Origin of the sequence: Streptomyces sp. NPDC002935 (genome assembly GCF_040611295.1) — a bacterium.
In the GTDB taxonomy this organism is placed as follows: domain Bacteria; phylum Actinomycetota; class Actinomycetes; order Streptomycetales; family Streptomycetaceae; genus Streptomyces.
The window spans coordinates 85,069-100,309 of sequence record NZ_JBEXNW010000003.1 but is presented as its reverse complement, the minus strand read 5'-3'; the positions used below and the strand labels follow the sequence as shown (position 1 = coordinate 100,309).

Annotated in this window: 15 protein-coding genes and 1 pseudogene; 8 read left to right on the top strand and 8 right to left on the bottom strand. The window is 70.8% G+C overall.

All coding sequences use genetic code 11. The features are described from left to right. Window positions 1-132 precede the first annotated feature (132 nt). The 4 genes and pseudogenes from ABZX90_RS04525 to ABZX90_RS04510 all read left to right on the top strand — a co-directional run. Window positions 133-924, top strand: coding sequence for a (Fe-S)-binding protein (locus ABZX90_RS04525; RefSeq protein WP_355201431.1), 792 nt, complete (start codon window positions 133-135; stop codon window positions 922-924). Beyond that, the gene (locus ABZX90_RS04520; protein WP_355201429.1) at window positions 921-2,399 is read left to right on the top strand and encodes a LutB/LldF family L-lactate oxidation iron-sulfur protein; all 1,479 of its coding nucleotides are present in this window, start codon (window positions 921-923) and stop codon (window positions 2,397-2,399) included. Before ABZX90_RS04525 ends, ABZX90_RS04520 begins: the two co-directional genes overlap by 4 nt. Next, window positions 2,396-3,076, top strand: a complete 681-nt coding sequence (locus ABZX90_RS04515) for a lactate utilization protein C (RefSeq protein WP_355201427.1) — start codon at window positions 2,396-2,398, stop codon at window positions 3,074-3,076. Before ABZX90_RS04520 ends, ABZX90_RS04515 begins: the two co-directional genes overlap by 4 nt. A gap of 26 nt (window positions 3,077-3,102) precedes the next feature. Beyond that, a pseudogene (locus ABZX90_RS04510) lies at window positions 3,103-3,221 on the top strand (ABC transporter ATP-binding protein); the annotation flags it as partial. A gap of 83 nt (window positions 3,222-3,304) precedes the next feature. On the opposite strand, the gene ABZX90_RS04505 reads toward ABZX90_RS04510, so the two are convergent. Together ABZX90_RS04505 and ABZX90_RS04500 are read right to left on the bottom strand one after the other, a co-directional pair. Further along, window positions 3,305-3,919 (bottom strand): hypothetical protein, encoded by a 615-nt coding sequence (locus ABZX90_RS04505; RefSeq protein ID WP_355201425.1) that lies wholly within the window; start codon window positions 3,917-3,919, stop codon window positions 3,305-3,307. Between the two features lie 305 nt (window positions 3,920-4,224). Beyond that, the gene (locus tag ABZX90_RS04500; protein WP_355201423.1) at window positions 4,225-5,334 is read right to left on the bottom strand and encodes an MFS transporter; all 1,110 of its coding nucleotides are present in this window, start codon (window positions 5,332-5,334) and stop codon (window positions 4,225-4,227) included. Between the two features lie 305 nt (window positions 5,335-5,639). Here ABZX90_RS04500 and ABZX90_RS04495 point away from each other — a divergent pair, with 305 nt between their 5' ends. After that, the gene (locus tag ABZX90_RS04495; protein ID WP_355201421.1) at window positions 5,640-6,713 is read left to right on the top strand and encodes an AraC family transcriptional regulator; all 1,074 of its coding nucleotides are present in this window, start codon (window positions 5,640-5,642) and stop codon (window positions 6,711-6,713) included. Window positions 6,714-6,721: 8 nt separating this feature from the next. Here ABZX90_RS04495 and ABZX90_RS04490 read toward each other — a convergent pair whose 3' ends face one another. The 4 genes from ABZX90_RS04490 to ABZX90_RS04475 form a co-directional block, all read right to left on the bottom strand. Beyond that, entirely contained in the window at window positions 6,722-8,134 is a 1,413-nt protein-coding gene (locus tag ABZX90_RS04490) for an aldehyde dehydrogenase family protein (protein WP_351120225.1), read from the bottom strand. Further along, complete coding sequence (locus tag ABZX90_RS04485; protein WP_355201419.1) at window positions 8,131-9,009, bottom strand: SDR family oxidoreductase; 879 nt, start codon at window positions 9,007-9,009, stop codon at window positions 8,131-8,133. Before ABZX90_RS04485 ends, ABZX90_RS04490 begins: the two co-directional genes overlap by 4 nt. After that, window positions 9,006-10,352, bottom strand: coding sequence for an NAD(P)/FAD-dependent oxidoreductase (locus ABZX90_RS04480; RefSeq protein WP_355201417.1), 1,347 nt, complete (start codon window positions 10,350-10,352; stop codon window positions 9,006-9,008). Before ABZX90_RS04480 ends, ABZX90_RS04485 begins: the two co-directional genes overlap by 4 nt. A gap of 655 nt (window positions 10,353-11,007) precedes the next feature. Continuing rightward, window positions 11,008-11,973, bottom strand: a complete 966-nt coding sequence (locus tag ABZX90_RS04475) for a pirin family protein (RefSeq protein WP_351120219.1) — start codon at window positions 11,971-11,973, stop codon at window positions 11,008-11,010. Between the two features lie 178 nt (window positions 11,974-12,151). On the opposite strand from ABZX90_RS04475, the gene ABZX90_RS04470 reads away from it, so the two are divergent. The 3 genes from ABZX90_RS04470 to ABZX90_RS04460 all read left to right on the top strand — a co-directional run bounded on the left by ABZX90_RS04470 (window position 12,152) and on the right by ABZX90_RS04460 (window position 13,605). Further along, window positions 12,152-12,688 carry a MarR family transcriptional regulator gene (locus ABZX90_RS04470; RefSeq protein ID WP_355201415.1) on the top strand — a complete coding sequence of 179 codons (537 nt, stop codon included), beginning with the start codon at window positions 12,152-12,154 and terminating at the stop codon, window positions 12,686-12,688. Continuing rightward, window positions 12,685-13,125, top strand: a complete 441-nt coding sequence (locus ABZX90_RS04465; RefSeq protein WP_355201413.1) for a MarR family transcriptional regulator — start codon at window positions 12,685-12,687, stop codon at window positions 13,123-13,125. The genes ABZX90_RS04470 and ABZX90_RS04465 overlap by 4 nt, the downstream gene beginning before the upstream one ends. A 138-nt stretch (window positions 13,126-13,263) precedes the next feature. Beyond that, complete coding sequence (locus ABZX90_RS04460) at window positions 13,264-13,605, top strand: tetratricopeptide repeat protein (RefSeq protein ID WP_355201411.1); 342 nt, start codon at window positions 13,264-13,266, stop codon at window positions 13,603-13,605. Between the two features lie 149 nt (window positions 13,606-13,754). Here ABZX90_RS04460 and ABZX90_RS04455 read toward each other — a convergent pair whose 3' ends face one another. Then, the gene (locus tag ABZX90_RS04455; protein ID WP_355201767.1) at window positions 13,755-14,690 is read right to left on the bottom strand and encodes a M56 family metallopeptidase; all 936 of its coding nucleotides are present in this window, start codon (window positions 14,688-14,690) and stop codon (window positions 13,755-13,757) included. Window positions 14,691-14,696: 6 nt separating this feature from the next. After that, window positions 14,697-15,239 (bottom strand): BlaI/MecI/CopY family transcriptional regulator, encoded by a 543-nt coding sequence (locus tag ABZX90_RS04450; protein WP_355201409.1) that lies wholly within the window; start codon window positions 15,237-15,239, stop codon window positions 14,697-14,699. Window positions 15,240-15,241 lie beyond the last annotated feature (2 nt).

The following is a 15,241-nucleotide window of genomic DNA, read 5'->3' as shown; positions in this document are numbered from 1 at the left end:
GCGCGGCCGATCTGGCGGGCGGGGGCTGTCTTCCCTGTCGCACGGCCGGTCCGGCGGGCGCGCGCTGCCTCCCCCGTCGCGCACCCGCCGCGTACCCTGCACCCATCCGATGATCGAGACCAAGGAGCTGCGATGCGTGTCGCACTGTTCCTGACCTGTGTCAACGACACGCTGTATCCGGATACCGGCCGCGCCGTGGTGAAACTGCTGACCAGACTGGGTGTCGACGTCGATTTCCCGATGGGGCAGACCTGTTGCGGGCAGGCGCACTACAACACCGGTTACCGCCATGAGGCAGAGCCGCTCGCCCGGCATTTCTCCGATGTGTTCGGGGAGTACGAGGCGATCGTGACGCCGTCCGGATCGTGCGGGGCGATGGTGCGGGAGCTGTATCCGCGGATGGGTGAGCGGGCCCGCGCGGAGGGGCGCGGCGACACCCTGGCCAGGACTCTGGCGCCGGTCGTGCCGAAGACGTACGAGCTCACCGAATTCCTCGTCGACGTCCTCGGGGTGACGGACGTCGGCGCGTACTACCCGCACACCGTGACCTATCACCCCACCTGTCACGGCCTGCGCAGCCTGGGCCTCGGCGACCGGCCGCGCCGACTGCTCCAGGCCGTCAGGGGACTTGAGCTGCGGGAGCTGCCCGGCGCCGAGGAGTGTTGCGGCTTCGGCGGCACCTTCGCCGTGAAGAACCCCGACGTCTCCTCGGCGATGGGCGCCGACAAGGTGCGCAACGCCGAGTCGACGGGCGCCGAGGTGCTGTGTGCCGCGGACAACTCGTGTCTGATGCACATCGGCGGCACGATGGGCCGCCTCAGGACGGACATGCGGCCGGTGCACATCGCGGAGATCCTGGCGAGCACGGTAGCGAGTCCGGCAGCGAGTAAGGAAGCGGGTACGGAAGAGGAGCCGCGCGCATGAGCGGAACGTTCGTCGGTATGCCGGCCTTCCCGAAGGCCGCGCACAAGGCCGTGCACAACGCCACCCTGCGCGCCAATCTGCGCCACGCCACCCACACCATCCGCGCCAAGCGCGCCAAGGCCGTGGCCGAGGTCTCCGACTGGGCGGAGCTGCGCGAGGCGGGCAAGCGGATCAAGGACCACACGCTCCGTCATCTCGACCGCTATCTGGTGCGGTTGGAGGAGTCGGTGACGGCGGCCGGTGGCGTCGTGCACTGGGCCGCCGATGCCGAGGAGGCCAACCGGATCGTCACGGCCCTGGTCAAGATGACCGGCGAGAGCGAGGTCGTCAAGGTCAAGTCGATGGCCACCCAGGAGATCGGGCTCAACGAGGCCCTGGAGGCCGCGGGCATCCACGCGTACGAGACCGATCTCGCCGAACTCATCGTGCAGTTGGGCAAGGACCGGCCGTCGCACATCCTCGTCCCGGCGATCCACCGCAACCGCGGCGAGATCCGTGACATCTTCGTCCGCGAGATGGGCGAGTGGGGCCGCCCGGCGCCCGAGGGGCTCACCGACTCGCCCGCCGAGCTGGCCGAGGCGGCGCGTCTGCATCTGCGCGAGAAGTTCCTGCGCGCCAAGGTCGGCATCTCCGGCGCCAACTTCATGGTCGCCGAGACGGGCACCCTCGTGGTCGTCGAGTCCGAGGGCAACGGCCGGATGTGCCTGACGCTCCCCGAGACCCTGATCTCGGTCGTCGGCATCGAGAAGATCGTGCCGAGCTGGCGGGACCTGGAGGTGTTCCTGCAGACCCTGCCCCGCTCCTCGACGGCCGAGCGCATGAACCCGTACACCTCGATGTGGACGGGCACCACCGACGGGGACGGCCCCCAGACCTTCCATCTGGTCCTTCTGGACAACGGCCGCACCGACACGCTCGCCGACGAGGTCGGCCGCCAGGCGCTGCGCTGCATCCGCTGCTCGGCGTGTCTCAACGTGTGCCCGGTGTACGAGCGGGCGGGCGGCCACGCCTACGGCTCGGTCTACCCGGGCCCGATCGGCGCCATCCTCAGTCCGCAGCTCCGGGGCACCGCGAGCGAGATCGACGCCTCCCTGCCGTACGCCTCCTCGCTGTGCGGCGCCTGCTACGAGGTCTGCCCGGTCGCGATCGACATCCCGGAGGTCCTCGTCCATCTGCGGGAACGGATCGCCGAAGGAGGCCGGGCGACGCGCGACGGCAACACGGTCGTACTCAAGCCGGCCAAGGGGCACGCCGCCGAGCGGGCGGCGATGCGCGCGGCACGATGGGCGTTCAGCCACCCCGGCGCGCTGCGCACCGGGCAGCGGCTCGCGTCCCGGACCCGCCGCTTCCACCCGCGGACCCTGCCGGGCCCCGGCCGGGCGTGGAGCGAGACCCGCGATCTGCCCGCGGTCCCGGCGGAGTCGTTCCGCGACTGGTGGCAGCGCACGCGGGGCGGAAAGGACACGACGAAGTGAGCAGCAGGGATCTGATCCTCGGCCGGGTGCGGCGGGCCCTCGCGGACGTCCCCCGGGACGACACTCCCCCCGTGCCTGAACGACCTGGGAGGGACCCCCAGTACGAGCAGGCCGTCGACCGGAGTTATCTGCGCGAACACGGTGCGCGCAGTGCCGCGGAGACCGTGGACCTGCTCGCGGAGAACCTGGCGGACTACCGGGCGATCGTGCACCGCACCACCGGCGAGGAGCTCCCGTACCTCATCATGCGGCTGCTGGCCGAACGCGGGCCGCAGTACGTGCTCGTGCCGCCGGGGCTCCCGCCGGAGTGGATGTCGGCGGCGGATCCCACCCGGGTCCACGACCGTGCCGTGAGCACGCCCGGCGAGCTCGACAAGGTGGCGAGCGTGGTGACCGGCTGCGCCCTCGCCATCGCCGAGACCGGGACGATCGTCCTCGACGGCGGCCCGGACCAGGGCCGCCGCCGGATCACCCTCATCCCGGACCACCACATCTGCGTCGTCCGGGTTCCCGGCCAGGTGGTGGCCTCCGTACCGCAGGCCATGGAACGCCTCGATCCGACACGCCCGCTGACCTGGATCTCCGGCCCGTCCGCCACCAGTGACATCGAGCTGGACCGGGTGGAGGGGGTGCACGGTCCGCGCACCCTGGAGGTGGTGCTGGTGAGCGGCGAATGACGGGCGCGGTCGGCGTGCGGGCATGATCCGGCTTCCTCGGCGTCCTCACCCCGGCCAAGCTGCACGAGGCCCTGCGGCGATCGGTGGACGCGGATGCCCGGGGTGTGCGCGCGGCCAGTTCGACTTCGACTCGGTCGCGGACGCCTGGGCTTCCCCCGGCGGCGGACACCCGATCCCCCGGTACGCGCGGCGCCCGGTGCACGCGGGGACGCCGGAGCTCCGGGCCGATCAGGAGTACACGATCGGACAGCCACGGCGCAGCACATGCTGGGCGGCACGCAGGAACAACGCCACGTAGAACGCCACGTCGAGGTCTTCGGCCCACGGTCCCGGGCGGGCGGCGGCCGTGTCCTTCGCCGGCCCGTCCAGGAACCACGTGGTCAGATCCAGGTTGTCGGACGTCGCCGGTATCTCGGGCGGCAGGTCGAGGATCCGCGCCAGCCGCTCCGCGATCGCGAGCACCTGCGGAGCGCCGGCCACCATCGTCGAGTCCGTGTAGCCGGATTCGACGGGCAGCCAGATCTCGTCGTCCAGCGATATCGGCACGAGCGCCGACCAGCCACACAGCGTCTCGGTCTCCTCCCGTGACAGATGGACCCGGCACAGCTCGGTGAAGCCGTCCATCGGAGGGACCAGCTTCTCCTCGAACGCCATCCCGGAGCCCCGGACGAAGGGCGTCTCCTCGGGCAGGGACGCGTACGGCGGCAGGCCGCGCCGCAGCAACTCGCCGTTCAGCGCGGACGCGAGCTCGCCGTATCCGATCTCGTCCTCGTCCTCGCCCAACTCCTCGTCGTCCTCGCCGAACCATTCCCGCGCACCGATACTGACCAGATAGACACCCATGCCCGCAACCTACGGCGTGGCACTGACAATCCCGGCCCGCCGGACCAGCCCTCACTTCAGCCCGGCCGTTCCGCAGGGCCTTCTTCGCCTGGGTGGTGCCGAGGCCCTTGGGATCGACGGCGGGGGACGTCGATCCCGTACATCTTCGGGTAGACGCCGCAGATCAACTCGTTGCGCGCGAGGCAGACCGGGTGTTCCGGTCAGCGCACTCGTCCGCGCGGCTTCAGCCGCAGCAGCGGGGGCAGTTCCGGTACCGGACCTCTTCATTACCCCCTTCACCGTCGGGCATCGCCCGCATCTGCCTCTCATAGTGTTTGGGGGAGGCTCTCCATTCGGGCCGAGTTCGAAGGCCGGGTGAAATGGCGGGCGGCGGCTGGGACAAGAACCACCAGAGTGGCCGGTAGCGCGTAGGCGAGACGGAAGTGGCCGGTGGAGCCGAGCAGTCCGCTCAGGGCACCGCCGGTGACGACGCCGACGTAGTTGAAGAGGTTCAGGCGTGCCAGGACCGCCTCCGAGGCCGTGGGACTCAGCCGAGCGGCGGAAGCCAGACACAGCGGGGCCAGGACGGACGCCCCCAGGCCCACCGCCCCGGCCGCGAGAACGGCGAACGGCCAGCTCGGCGCAGCGGCCAGAGCCGCCAGGGCGCCCGCGGCCAGCAGGGCCGCGGTGCGGACGACGGCGACCGCTCCGAGCTTCTGTACGAGCCGATCGGCAGCGGCTCGGCCGATGACCGTGCCGGCCTGGTAGGCCGCGTACGCCAGCGGCGCGACCGCGAGGGAGGCGGTGAGAGTCTGCCGGAGATAGACAGCCGACCAGGCCGAAACGGTGGATTCAACCACGTAGACGACCAGGAGAACCAGGCCGAACGGAATGAGCAGGACCCACAGACGGCGCCCGAGCGACGGCTGCGCGACGGCGTCCGAGGGCGGCGCAGGGGCGGGGAGGGCGTGTGTGTGCATACAGGAGACGAGTAGCAGGACGATGCCTGCTTGCAGCGTCAGGTCGCCGGCCACGGGCCACTCCAACCGGGCCGCCCCGGCGGTGAGCAGTGCCGCGAGCACACCGCCCACGCTCCATGCCGTGTAGAAGGAGCCGAAAACACTGCGGCCGTAGGCGCGTTCGATCTCAGCCGCCCGGGTGTTGACGCCGATGTCGAGGGCACCGACAGCGAGTCCGAAGAGGGCATACGCGCAGATGACGGCGGCCTGGCCAGGAGCCCAGCCGATCAGGACCAGCGCGGCAGCCGCCGCGAGCATGGCCCCGCGCGTCGTGGCGATGGGACCGGCTCGGCGGATCGCGGCCAGCCCCAGGAAGCTGCCGCCCCCTGCCATCAGGGCCACCGCGACCATCAACGCGGTCGTCAGGAGCGGAGCCAGTCCCAGGCGCTCGGTGACGGCAGGAACGGTCGTGTACACGGCTGCGACGGAGGCGCCCTGAGCGGCGAACGCGATGGTGGCGACCCTTCGGGCGCCGACCTTTGAGACCGGGCGCCCGTACCCAGCCCGGGATGATGCATTAAAGGACATGATGCTGTCGCGCCTTCATTTCCTGTGTGCGTGGGGACGGCCGGCCAGTCGATGCGGGCAGATTGCGGAAACCGTAGCCAGGGGCGGAACGCGAGCGCAGGACGCCAGGGGCCGTACAGGGGACTTCGGAGGCCAGCGACGCGACCGGTGCTGTCCGGCCGCATACAGTGGTCGCCCAGGAGAAGGTGAGTGCGATGTCCCTTGCCCCCGACCCCGCGAACTCTCCGGGGACCAGCCGCAGCACATCGGCGACGATCCAACCGAACATCCTCAGCTATCTCGTCACGGTCACCGACGAGCGCGGCAACGATCTGCGACCCCTGCTTGAGCAGGTCGGGCTGGACGAGACGGTCATGCGCTCCGCCGCACTGAGGGTGTCGTACCGGCAGGGCAGCGCGGTAATACGTCGTGCGCTGGAGCTCACCGGGGACGAGCACCTGGGGCTGAAGGTCGGAGCGGCACAGCACCTGACCGCCTGGGGCCTGCTCGGCTTCGCCCTGATGGCCGACGACACTCTGCGGCACGCTATCGAGACGGGAGTGAAATACCAGAACCTGTCCGGGGCGATGGTGGTGTGGTCGGCCGGCATCGGTGAGGAGGACGGAGCCTTCGTGCTGCGCGCCGACCTCCCCGATCCGGCCACGGACCCGGCGGTCGCCGTCTTCCTGATCGAGGAAGGACTCGCCTCCGTGGTCACCCTGTCCCGGCTGGCCGTCGGCTCGGCGTTCGCGCCCAGAGTGGTGGAGTTCGCCTTTCCTCCACCACGCCGAAGCCAGCCGTACGGTGCCGTGTTCGGCTGCCCGGTCCGCTTCGGCGCCCCGGCCAACCGCATGGTCATCGACCCGGCCTGGGCCCGTGCCCGGATGCCCGGCCGGGATCCGGTGACCTACGCGTCGACTCTGGAGCTGCTCGACGCGCAGCTGGCCTCACGCCGCGTCCAGCAGGATCTGCTGGAGGTTCTGGAGATCTCCGTCGCCCAGAGCCTCCCGGCGATCCCCTCGTTCGCCGAGCAGGCACGGCGACACGCGACGAGCGAGCGGACGCTCCGCCGCCGGCTGGCCGACTGCGACACGACGTACGAGGCTCTCGTCGAGGGAGTACGCCGCGAACGCGTCGAACAGCTGCTGCTCCGCCCGGAACTGACGCTGCGCGACATCGCCCGCCGGGCGGGATTCTCCGACGAACGCGCGCTGCGCCGCGCGGTACGCCGCTGGCACGGCACCTCCCCCGTCCACCTGCGCGAGCGGATGCGTGCAGACCGCTTCTGAGGCCGAGGTCAGCGGGTGCGAATCCAGACCGTCTTCTCCCGGGTCCACTGTTCGAAGGCGTTGGTGGACTTCTCCACGCCACCGAATCCGGACTGCTTCCAGCCGCCGAAGGGGGTGGTGATGTCGCCCTCGCTGTAGGCGTTCACGGAGATCACACCGGCCTCGATGCCGCGTGCCAGCCGGCATGCGCTGTCGAGGTCGCGGGTCCATACGGACGCGGCGAGCCCGTACTCGGTGGCGTTGGCCATACGTACCGCCTGGTCCTCCGTGGTGAAGGTCTGGACGGTGACGACCGGGCCGAACAACTCCTTGGTGAGGACGTCGCTGCCGGCGGGGACGCGGGTGATCACCGTGGGCGGGTAGTAGGCGCCGCGCGGAGGCAGACCGTGGGGCAGTCCCCCGGTGTGGATCTGGGCGCCGCCGGCCCGGGCGGCCTCCACGGCTGCCACGACCCGGTCGAAGGCAGCGCGGTTGACAAGCGGCCCCAGCTGCGTGCGCGGGTCGGCCGGATCGCCGATCACGAGTCGCCGCGCCGCCGCCATGAACCGGTCCAGGACCTCATCGGCGATGCTCTGGTGGACCAGCACGCGAGAGCCGGCGGTGCAGTTCTGCCCCATCGTCAGGAACGCGGCCTCGATCATGTCGCCGATGAGCTCGTCCCCGTAGGCGAGCGCGTCGGCCATCAGCACCTGGGGACTCTTGCCGCCCATCTCCAGTGAGACGCGCTTGAAGTTGCTGTCGGCCGCGTCCTTGAGGATGCGGCGGCCGGTCGCGGTGGACCCGGTGAAGGAGAGCGCCCCCACGAGGGGGTCACGGGCGAGGGCCGCCCCGGCTTCGAAACCGTACCCGGGCAGCACGGTGAGTACCCCGTCCGGCAGACCGGCCTCGGCAGCGAGCCTGGCCAGGTGCAGGGCCGAGCGCGGAGTCGCCTCGGCGGGCTTGACCAACAGACAGTTGCCGGCGGCCAAGGCGGGCCCGACCTTCCACGCGGTCATGGCCAGCGGGTAGTTCCACGGCAGGACCGCTGCCACCACCCCGACCGGCTCGCGGCTCATGAGCCCCAGGCCGTCGGGCCCGCTCGGCGCGACCCGTCCGAAGACCTTGTCGGCCGCCTCGGCGAACCAGCGGATCGACTCGATCGCGCCCGGTACGTCGCCCGTACGGCACTCGGTGATCGGCTTGCCCGCGTCCTCGCTGTCCAGCCGGGCCAGGATCTCGGCGTCGCGTTCCATCAGGTCGGCCATCCGCAGCAATACCCCGGCGCGTTCCCGGACTCGCAGCCGCGACCACACCCCGGCGTCGAAGACCTGCCGGGCCCGCTCGGCGGCCTTGACGACGTCGTCGGCGCTCGCGGCGGGCAGAGTGGTGATCGGCTCCCCGGTGGCGGGGTTGACGACCTGCAGCGTCTCGTATGTGGTCATGCTTTCTCCACCAACTCCCAGCGTCCGTCGGTCCGGCGGGCCAGTCCGCGTTGCCTGAGTTCGTCGAGATAGCGGGCCATGCCGCGGTCTCCGCGCCTGCGGAACAGCGGGAGGATCCTGGGAAGCAGGTTCGGTACGAGCATCGCGAGCCGCACGAGGCGGGACTCGCCGGGCCGCGGGTACGCCTCCAGGCGGGGCTTGTCGAGCAGGCTCACCACGGCCGCGACGACGTCGGCGGGCTGCTGGGGCCGGTCCTGGAACTGCATGGAATTGCCGCCGTCCACGGCCTCCTGGCGCAGCATCCGGGTGTCGGTTGCAGACGGAAGCACCGACCCGGCCAGAATCCCCTTACTCCGCAGGTCGAGGCCGATCGCGAGCATCGCGCCGCGCAGCCCGAACTTCGAGGCCGTATAGATCGGGGTCTCGCCCAGCGGGAAGATCCCGCCGAGGGAGACGGTGGTGACCACCCGGGCATCCCGGGAGGCCTTCAGCAAGGGGATCGCGATCCTGGTCGCGACCAGCGGGGAGGTCAGGTTGAGGGTGATCTCCCGCTCGATGCTCTCGACGCTGCGCAGGTCGAAACGTTCCGCGCTGGTCATGCCCACGTTGTTGACGAGCACGTCGAGGCGGCCGTAGGAGTCGGCGACCAGCTCGAACAGCCGCTCCACCTGGACGCGGTCCATCAGGTCGCAGCCAACGCCCCTGTGCCCGGCGCCCGGAAGCTCAGCGGCGACCTTACCGGCACGAATCTCGTCGATGTCGACGACCACGCAGCGGGCACCGCCTTCGGCGAAGCGGCGGCACAGGGCACTGCCGATGCCGCCCGCACCGCCGGTCACCAGCATGACCTTGTCGGAGAAGTCGAACCCGCTCACGCCGCCGCCTCCGCGCGCCGCAGGGACCGTACCGGCGGCGGCTGGCCCTCGGTGCGCCAGCCCATCCCGCCCGCGACCTTGCCCAGGTACTTCACGAAAGCCCCGCTGTCGACATAGCCGGTGTGGCGGGGCGAGTCGACGAACTTGATGCCGCCGGACAGGTCCGGACGGTCATCGCGGATCATGCGGGCGAACCGCTCCGCGTTCGGCAGCCGGTGCCGGGCATCGCGGAGGTACCCGGCGATCAGCTGTGCCTGGGTGTCGAAGAGCTGGTACGCGCCGGAGTTGGTCTCGACGAAGCCGATGCCGAACAGGCCCTGGTGCTCGCGGGAGAACGACGACAGGTACAGGTCCGGGTGCTGCTCGTCGCCGAAGTACTTCTGTGCGACCGGCACTTTGTGGACGTAGCCCGTGGCCAGCAGGATGAGATCGAAGTCGTCGCTCGTGCCGTCGGTGAAGTGCACGGTCCTGCCCGCCGTGCGGGCGATCCCGGGCCTGGCGGTGATATCGCCGTGCTGGAGGTGGTGGATCAGCATCGAGTTGATGGCCGGGTGGGTCTCGAACAGCTTGTGGTCCGGCTTCTGCAGGCCGAGGCGCGTCGGGTCACCGTTGATGATCCGCAGGAGGGCACCGAAGACCCGCTGCTCCAGCCACATCGGCAGCTTCGGGCCGCCGGCGGCGATCGTGTCCACGGGTCGGCCGAACAGGTGCTTGGGGATGAACCAGTAACCGCGCCGCATGCTGATCACCGCGTGGTCCGCGGCCCGGGCCGCATCGCACGCGATGTCGCACCCGGAGTTCCCCGCCCCCACGACCAGGACCCGCTTGCCCCGCAGCTCCTCCGCGCTGCGATAGCCGGCGGTGTGCCGGACCTCTCCGCTGAACTCCCCAGGCAGTTCGGGGATGTTGGGGTGCCACTGCGAGCCCGTACACACCACGACCTGCCCGTGCACGCTTTCCCGGCCGTCGGACCGGGTGACCGTCCAGGTGCCGTCCGCGTTCTTCTCGACACTTTCTGCCTCGACGCCGAACTCGATGCGCTCCGTCAGCCCGTACGCGTCGGCGAAGGACGTCAGATACGACAGGATCTGCCGGTGCGGCGGGTAGTCCGCGAAGTGGTCGGGCATCGGGAAACCGCCGAACCCCGACAGGGTCCTGCTGGAGATGAAGTGGGCCGATTCGTACATCGGGCTGCCGGGATTGTCGATGTCCCAGATACCGCCGGGGCCGGTGTTCCGCTCAAGGTGCGTGTACGGCAGATTCCGCTCCGCCAGAGCCCTCGCGACCGCCAGCCCGGCAGGCCCCGCCCCGATCACACACGTCTCCAACTGGCTTTCCTTCACGGGCCTGCCTCCTCGTTCATCCCGCTTCACGGAGCGGGTCTTGGAGGAAAACGTATTCACCCGCCGTTCATCGTGAACTGACCCGCACGGCCAAGGACCGGACCTCAGCGGCCACGCCGCCACGACATCCGTATCGACGTCCGACTTGTTCGAGCGACTTATTCTGTTCTAAAGCGGAGCCTGGCTTGCCGACAAACCGCTTCCGAGACCCCTCGCTGCAGCCATAGCCTCCCCATGGCGGTCCGCCCAAGGGGTGAGTACGGCAGCAGCGGCGCGCCGGGGCATTGGGGGATTCCCACAAAAGCCCCCTCGTCACGGACTTCTCCTTCCCTTCGTCGCCCAGGTACTCGGGGGCGCCTTGCCCCAGCACAATTCACCGAAGTCAGCATCGGCCTGGCCTACACGCGAGCGGCAGCTCCGGGGCGGACGCTCCAACAGCTGCGACACAAGCGCAATGGCACTGACACTCCGTCAGGAAAGTCAGCCTTGGGTCAGCATTGGGCTGACTAAACCCGCCTACATATGGCCAGACATGAGAACGCAGCGTTGTCCGTCGATGGACTTCGCAGGAGCGATCGACCCCTCGGGAAAACGAGGCGTCGAGCGAGGACAGACGCGTCCGGCGAGAGGCCTGTACTAGAGCTGGAACCCCAGGTCAGCGCACCCTGCCGCGCGGTTTCAGCGGGCCAGGCGGGAGGTCGGGAGCGGTCAACGGTGCGCCGTCGTAACCCACCACCTCACCGAATCGGGAGCCCTTCATCCAGTCCGAACGGGCCTGGGCGATGTCCTCGTTGGACCGCCCGATGAAGTTCCACCACATGATCAGCTCCTCCTCGAACGGCTCACCGCCCAGGAGCATGAGGCCGGCGTCCGACGCGGCGCGCAGCGGGAGTTCGGTACGGCCGCAGCCGAGGTAGAGCATGGAACCGGGGATCATCGGCACGCCGTCGACATGGGCCTCGCCGGACATGGCGAGGACGGCGTACTCGAAGTCGGGCTCCAGCGGCAGACGTACGTCCGCGCCGCTCGCGAGGGCCAGGTCGGCGCCGACGATCGGCGTGTACGTCGTGCCGGGCGAGGCCGTGCCGTCGAGCGTGCCCAGCAGGAGCGTGGCCCGCAGGCCGGGGGCGGTGACGACGGGCAGTTCGGCGTGGTGCTCGAAGTGCGGGTCGCTGTGCCGGTGGCTGTCGGGCAGGGCGACCCAGAGCTGCGCGCCGTGCAGCAGGCGGGAGTGCGAGCGGGGGCTCTCCTCGGAGTGGCTGATGGCGCGGCCCGAGGTCATGAGGCCGAGTTCGCGCGGGCGGATCGTCTGGAGGCTGCCCGTGGAGTCGCGGTGCAGCACCTCGCCCTCGTGCAGCCAGCTGACGGTCTGCAGGCCCATGTGGGGGTGCGGCGGGACCTGCATGCCGGGCTCGTCGGCGATGTCGTCGGGCCCGTAGTGATCGACGAAGCACCACGCGCCGACCATGCGCCGGCCCAGGTTCGGCAGCAGACGGCGGACTTCGGTGGACTCGCCGAGCTTGACCCGGCGGGGGCTGAGGAGTTCACGCACCGGCTCGGCCACCACGAACCCGCGGCCACCGCAGGGGGCGGGAACCGCCTCCCGATCAAGATTGCTCATGGCGCACAACCTAGCCCCGTCGGGGAGCTCTCGTCAGGCCATCGATCCGCCCATTGAGGGGCACTTGGCTCAGAACCGGCGCGGCGACCGGAGCCCGGGGCCCAGGTCCGTACGTCATGGACGGACCATTCGAGGGAAATAGTAGCCATGGACATAATAGCCATGTACTGTTTTTTGCATGAGTTCAGTGAAGTCGGTATCCGAGAACGCGACGCCCGGTTTCCTCGTCTGGCGCCTGTCGATGAAATGGCGCGTCGCGGTCGACCGGGCGGTGGGCCCCCTGGGCCTGACGCACGCCCAGTACTCGCTGATGGCGTCGCTGTACAGCATGAACCGGGACGGGCATCGCCCCAGTCAGCGCGGGCTCGCCGACCACACCGGACTCGAACCGCTCTACGTCTCGAAGCTGGCCCGCTCCCTGGAGGCGGCCGGCCTTCTCGACCGCACCCGGGATCCGGCGGACCCCCGCGCGGTGCGGTTGTCCCTCACCGAGGAGGGGCGCGAGATCACCCGCCGAGCGATCACCGTGGTGCAGGGCCTGCTGGAGCGGCTTCTCGAACCGCTGGGAGGTCTCGGCGGCGAAGGCACCCGAGCGTTCAGCCGCGAGCTGGCCGCCCTGCTCGACGTACCGCTCGATCCGCCCACCGGAGCCGGACCGCATTCCGACGAGCTGTCACTCCGTTCCGACGAGGTTTCACCCGAGGAGCAGTCATGACCACCTCTCTTCCCACCGCCAACGGCCAGGTCATCGGCCTGGCGCACTACGCGAGCCGCGCCGCCCTGGAGCGGGTGCTGGCCCGCAGCGGCACCACCTTCAACCAGTCCGTGGCCCTGCGGGCCGTCTCCGACAACGGCGGGACCGTCGAGCGCGGCTGGCTCGTGGGCCGGCTGACCGGCACCCTGAAGATCGAGGAGCCGGTGGCCCGTCGGACCGTCGAGGAGATGACGGCCCTGAAGCTTCTGGAGGAGCCGACGGCCGAACGGGTGTCCCTCACGGACGGCGGCCGGGAACTGTTCGAGTCGATCCGCACCGCCGGCAGCGAGATCGCCGCCCGGCTGTACGCCGGGATTCCGGCCGAGGACCTGGCGGCCGCCGGACGCGTGCTGACCCTCGTCACGGAGCGGGCCAACGCGGAACTGGCCAAGGCGTAGCCGCACCCCTGGCACCCCTGGCACCCCTGGCACCCCTGGCACCCCTGGCACCCCTGGCACCCCTGGCACCCCTGGCAGATCGTGGAATATTCAACCAATCGGCGCGGTTGTGGCCCTCGAAGGAGGTCAGCGGTGGAAATGACGTACTACGACCACGGGACGGCCGCGGAACGCTGGGAGCGAGGTCAGCTGTTCTTCGAGGCCAAGGACTACGCCGCGGCGGCACGGGTGCTGGGCGGACTGGTCGAGGAGATGCCGGAGCAGACCGGACCCCGGCTGCTGCTGGCACGCTCCTACTACCACTCGGCCCAACTGCGCCGCGCCGAAGCCGAGTTGCGCGCGCTCGTGGAGCTCGACCCGGTCGAGTCCTACGCCCGGCTGATGCTGGGACGCACGCTGCAGCGCCAGGGGCGGCACGACGAGGCGGCGTCGCACCTGCGGATCGCGTCCGCGCTCGCGGGCGACTTCGAACAGGCCTGATCCGATCCGGGGCTCGGGTGATCCCGGGCCCCGGATCCCGGCCTTGGAGAGACCCGGGTCCCGGGCCCCTGCGGAGAAGGCCGGTCACCTCGGTGACCGGCCTTCTCGTATGTCCGGCCGCCGCCCGGCGACCACGACGGAGGGCGGGTCTAGAACGGCGTCGCCGCGTGCAGGATCAGGAACATGGTGACCGCCGAGTTGGCCGAGGACATCGCGGAGACGAGAGTCCCGACGGCGGCGCCCCAGGCCGCCAGCCCCACCGCCGTGAACACGGACGGCAGGCTGCGGGCCGCCGGCGCGGGCGCCAGCAGGGCGGCGACGCGGCGCGGCACCGGGCCGACGGCCGCGAACCCGGCGAGCGCCGGCTCCGGGCCGCGTCCGCCGGACAGCAGCGCGGCCTTCCCGATCGCCCGCGCCACCACTCTGCGGCTGCCGACCACCCGGGCCGCCTCCTCATCGGCCCAGCGCTCGGCCGTGTAGACGACAGCCGTCCGCAGTGGTCCGAGGAAGGGATTGGCGGACGCCGCGAGCCGCACGACCAGCAGGTGGCGGTGGTGCCGGGACGCGAGATGGGCGCGCTCATGGGCGAACAGGGCGCGGCGCTCGTGAGAGTCGAGCCCGGCGAGCAGGGACGCGGTGACGACCACCCGGTCCCGGCGGCCTCCGGGCAGCGCGTAGGCGTAGCGCGCGGCGTCGGGGAGTACGACCACGGAGGTGACGGGGAGTCCGGCGAGCGCCCGGCGGGCTCGGCGGGCGACCCGGCGGTGGTGCCACAGGGTGCGCAGGCAGAGCGCGGTCACCAGGATCAGGGCCGGGATCGCCGCCTTGCCCGCGATCTCGTCCTGCGGCACGGCCGCGCGCACCTCGGGGTCCGACCATGCGTCCGGCAGCGGGTTGCCGGGCAGTTGGGCGGTTCCGACCACCATCAGAAGGGTGAGGCTGAGCGTGCTGCACAGGGCCATCACGGTGGCGACGGCCGTGAGCAGCCGTGTGGCCGTCCGCGGGTGCAGACGCAGTTCGGCGAGGCGGGCGACGGGCCAGGCGCTGAGCGGCAGGAAGAGCGGCAGGAAGACGAAGACCCCCAGGAGGCGTCAGTCTTCCGTACGACCGGCCGACCCGGCCGGCGCTCCCGGCACTCCCGGCGCTCCCGGCTCATCACCCGCCCAGGTCGTGCCGCCGGTGCCCGCGCCGCCCGTGCGCGTGCCGCCCGTGCCCGCGTCGTCGTGTGCAGCCGTCGGCTCAGCCGGGTGTGCCGCCTCCAGCAGTGCGCGCAGCACCTGTTCGTCGTCCGGCGACAGCGCGGTGACGAAGCTGGCGAGCACGGCCTCACGGTCCCCTTCGCCGTCGAGGAGCCGACGCATCTTGAGCGCGGCGAGGCCCGCGACATCGGCGGTGGGCGTCCAGGCGAAGGACCGTCCCCGCCGTTCGCGGGCCACCGCGTCCTTCGCGAGCAGCCGGGTCAAGATGGTGACCACGGTGGTGTAGGCGAGGTCGCCGCCGAGGCGTTCCTGCACCCAGGCGGCGGTCACCGGGACGGCGCTTTCACGCAGGGCGGCGAGCACCTGGACCTCCAACTCGCCCTGTCCGCGGCGTCGGGAGCGCTGCGGCCGATCCTCGCGGTCGCGGTGCGCCATGT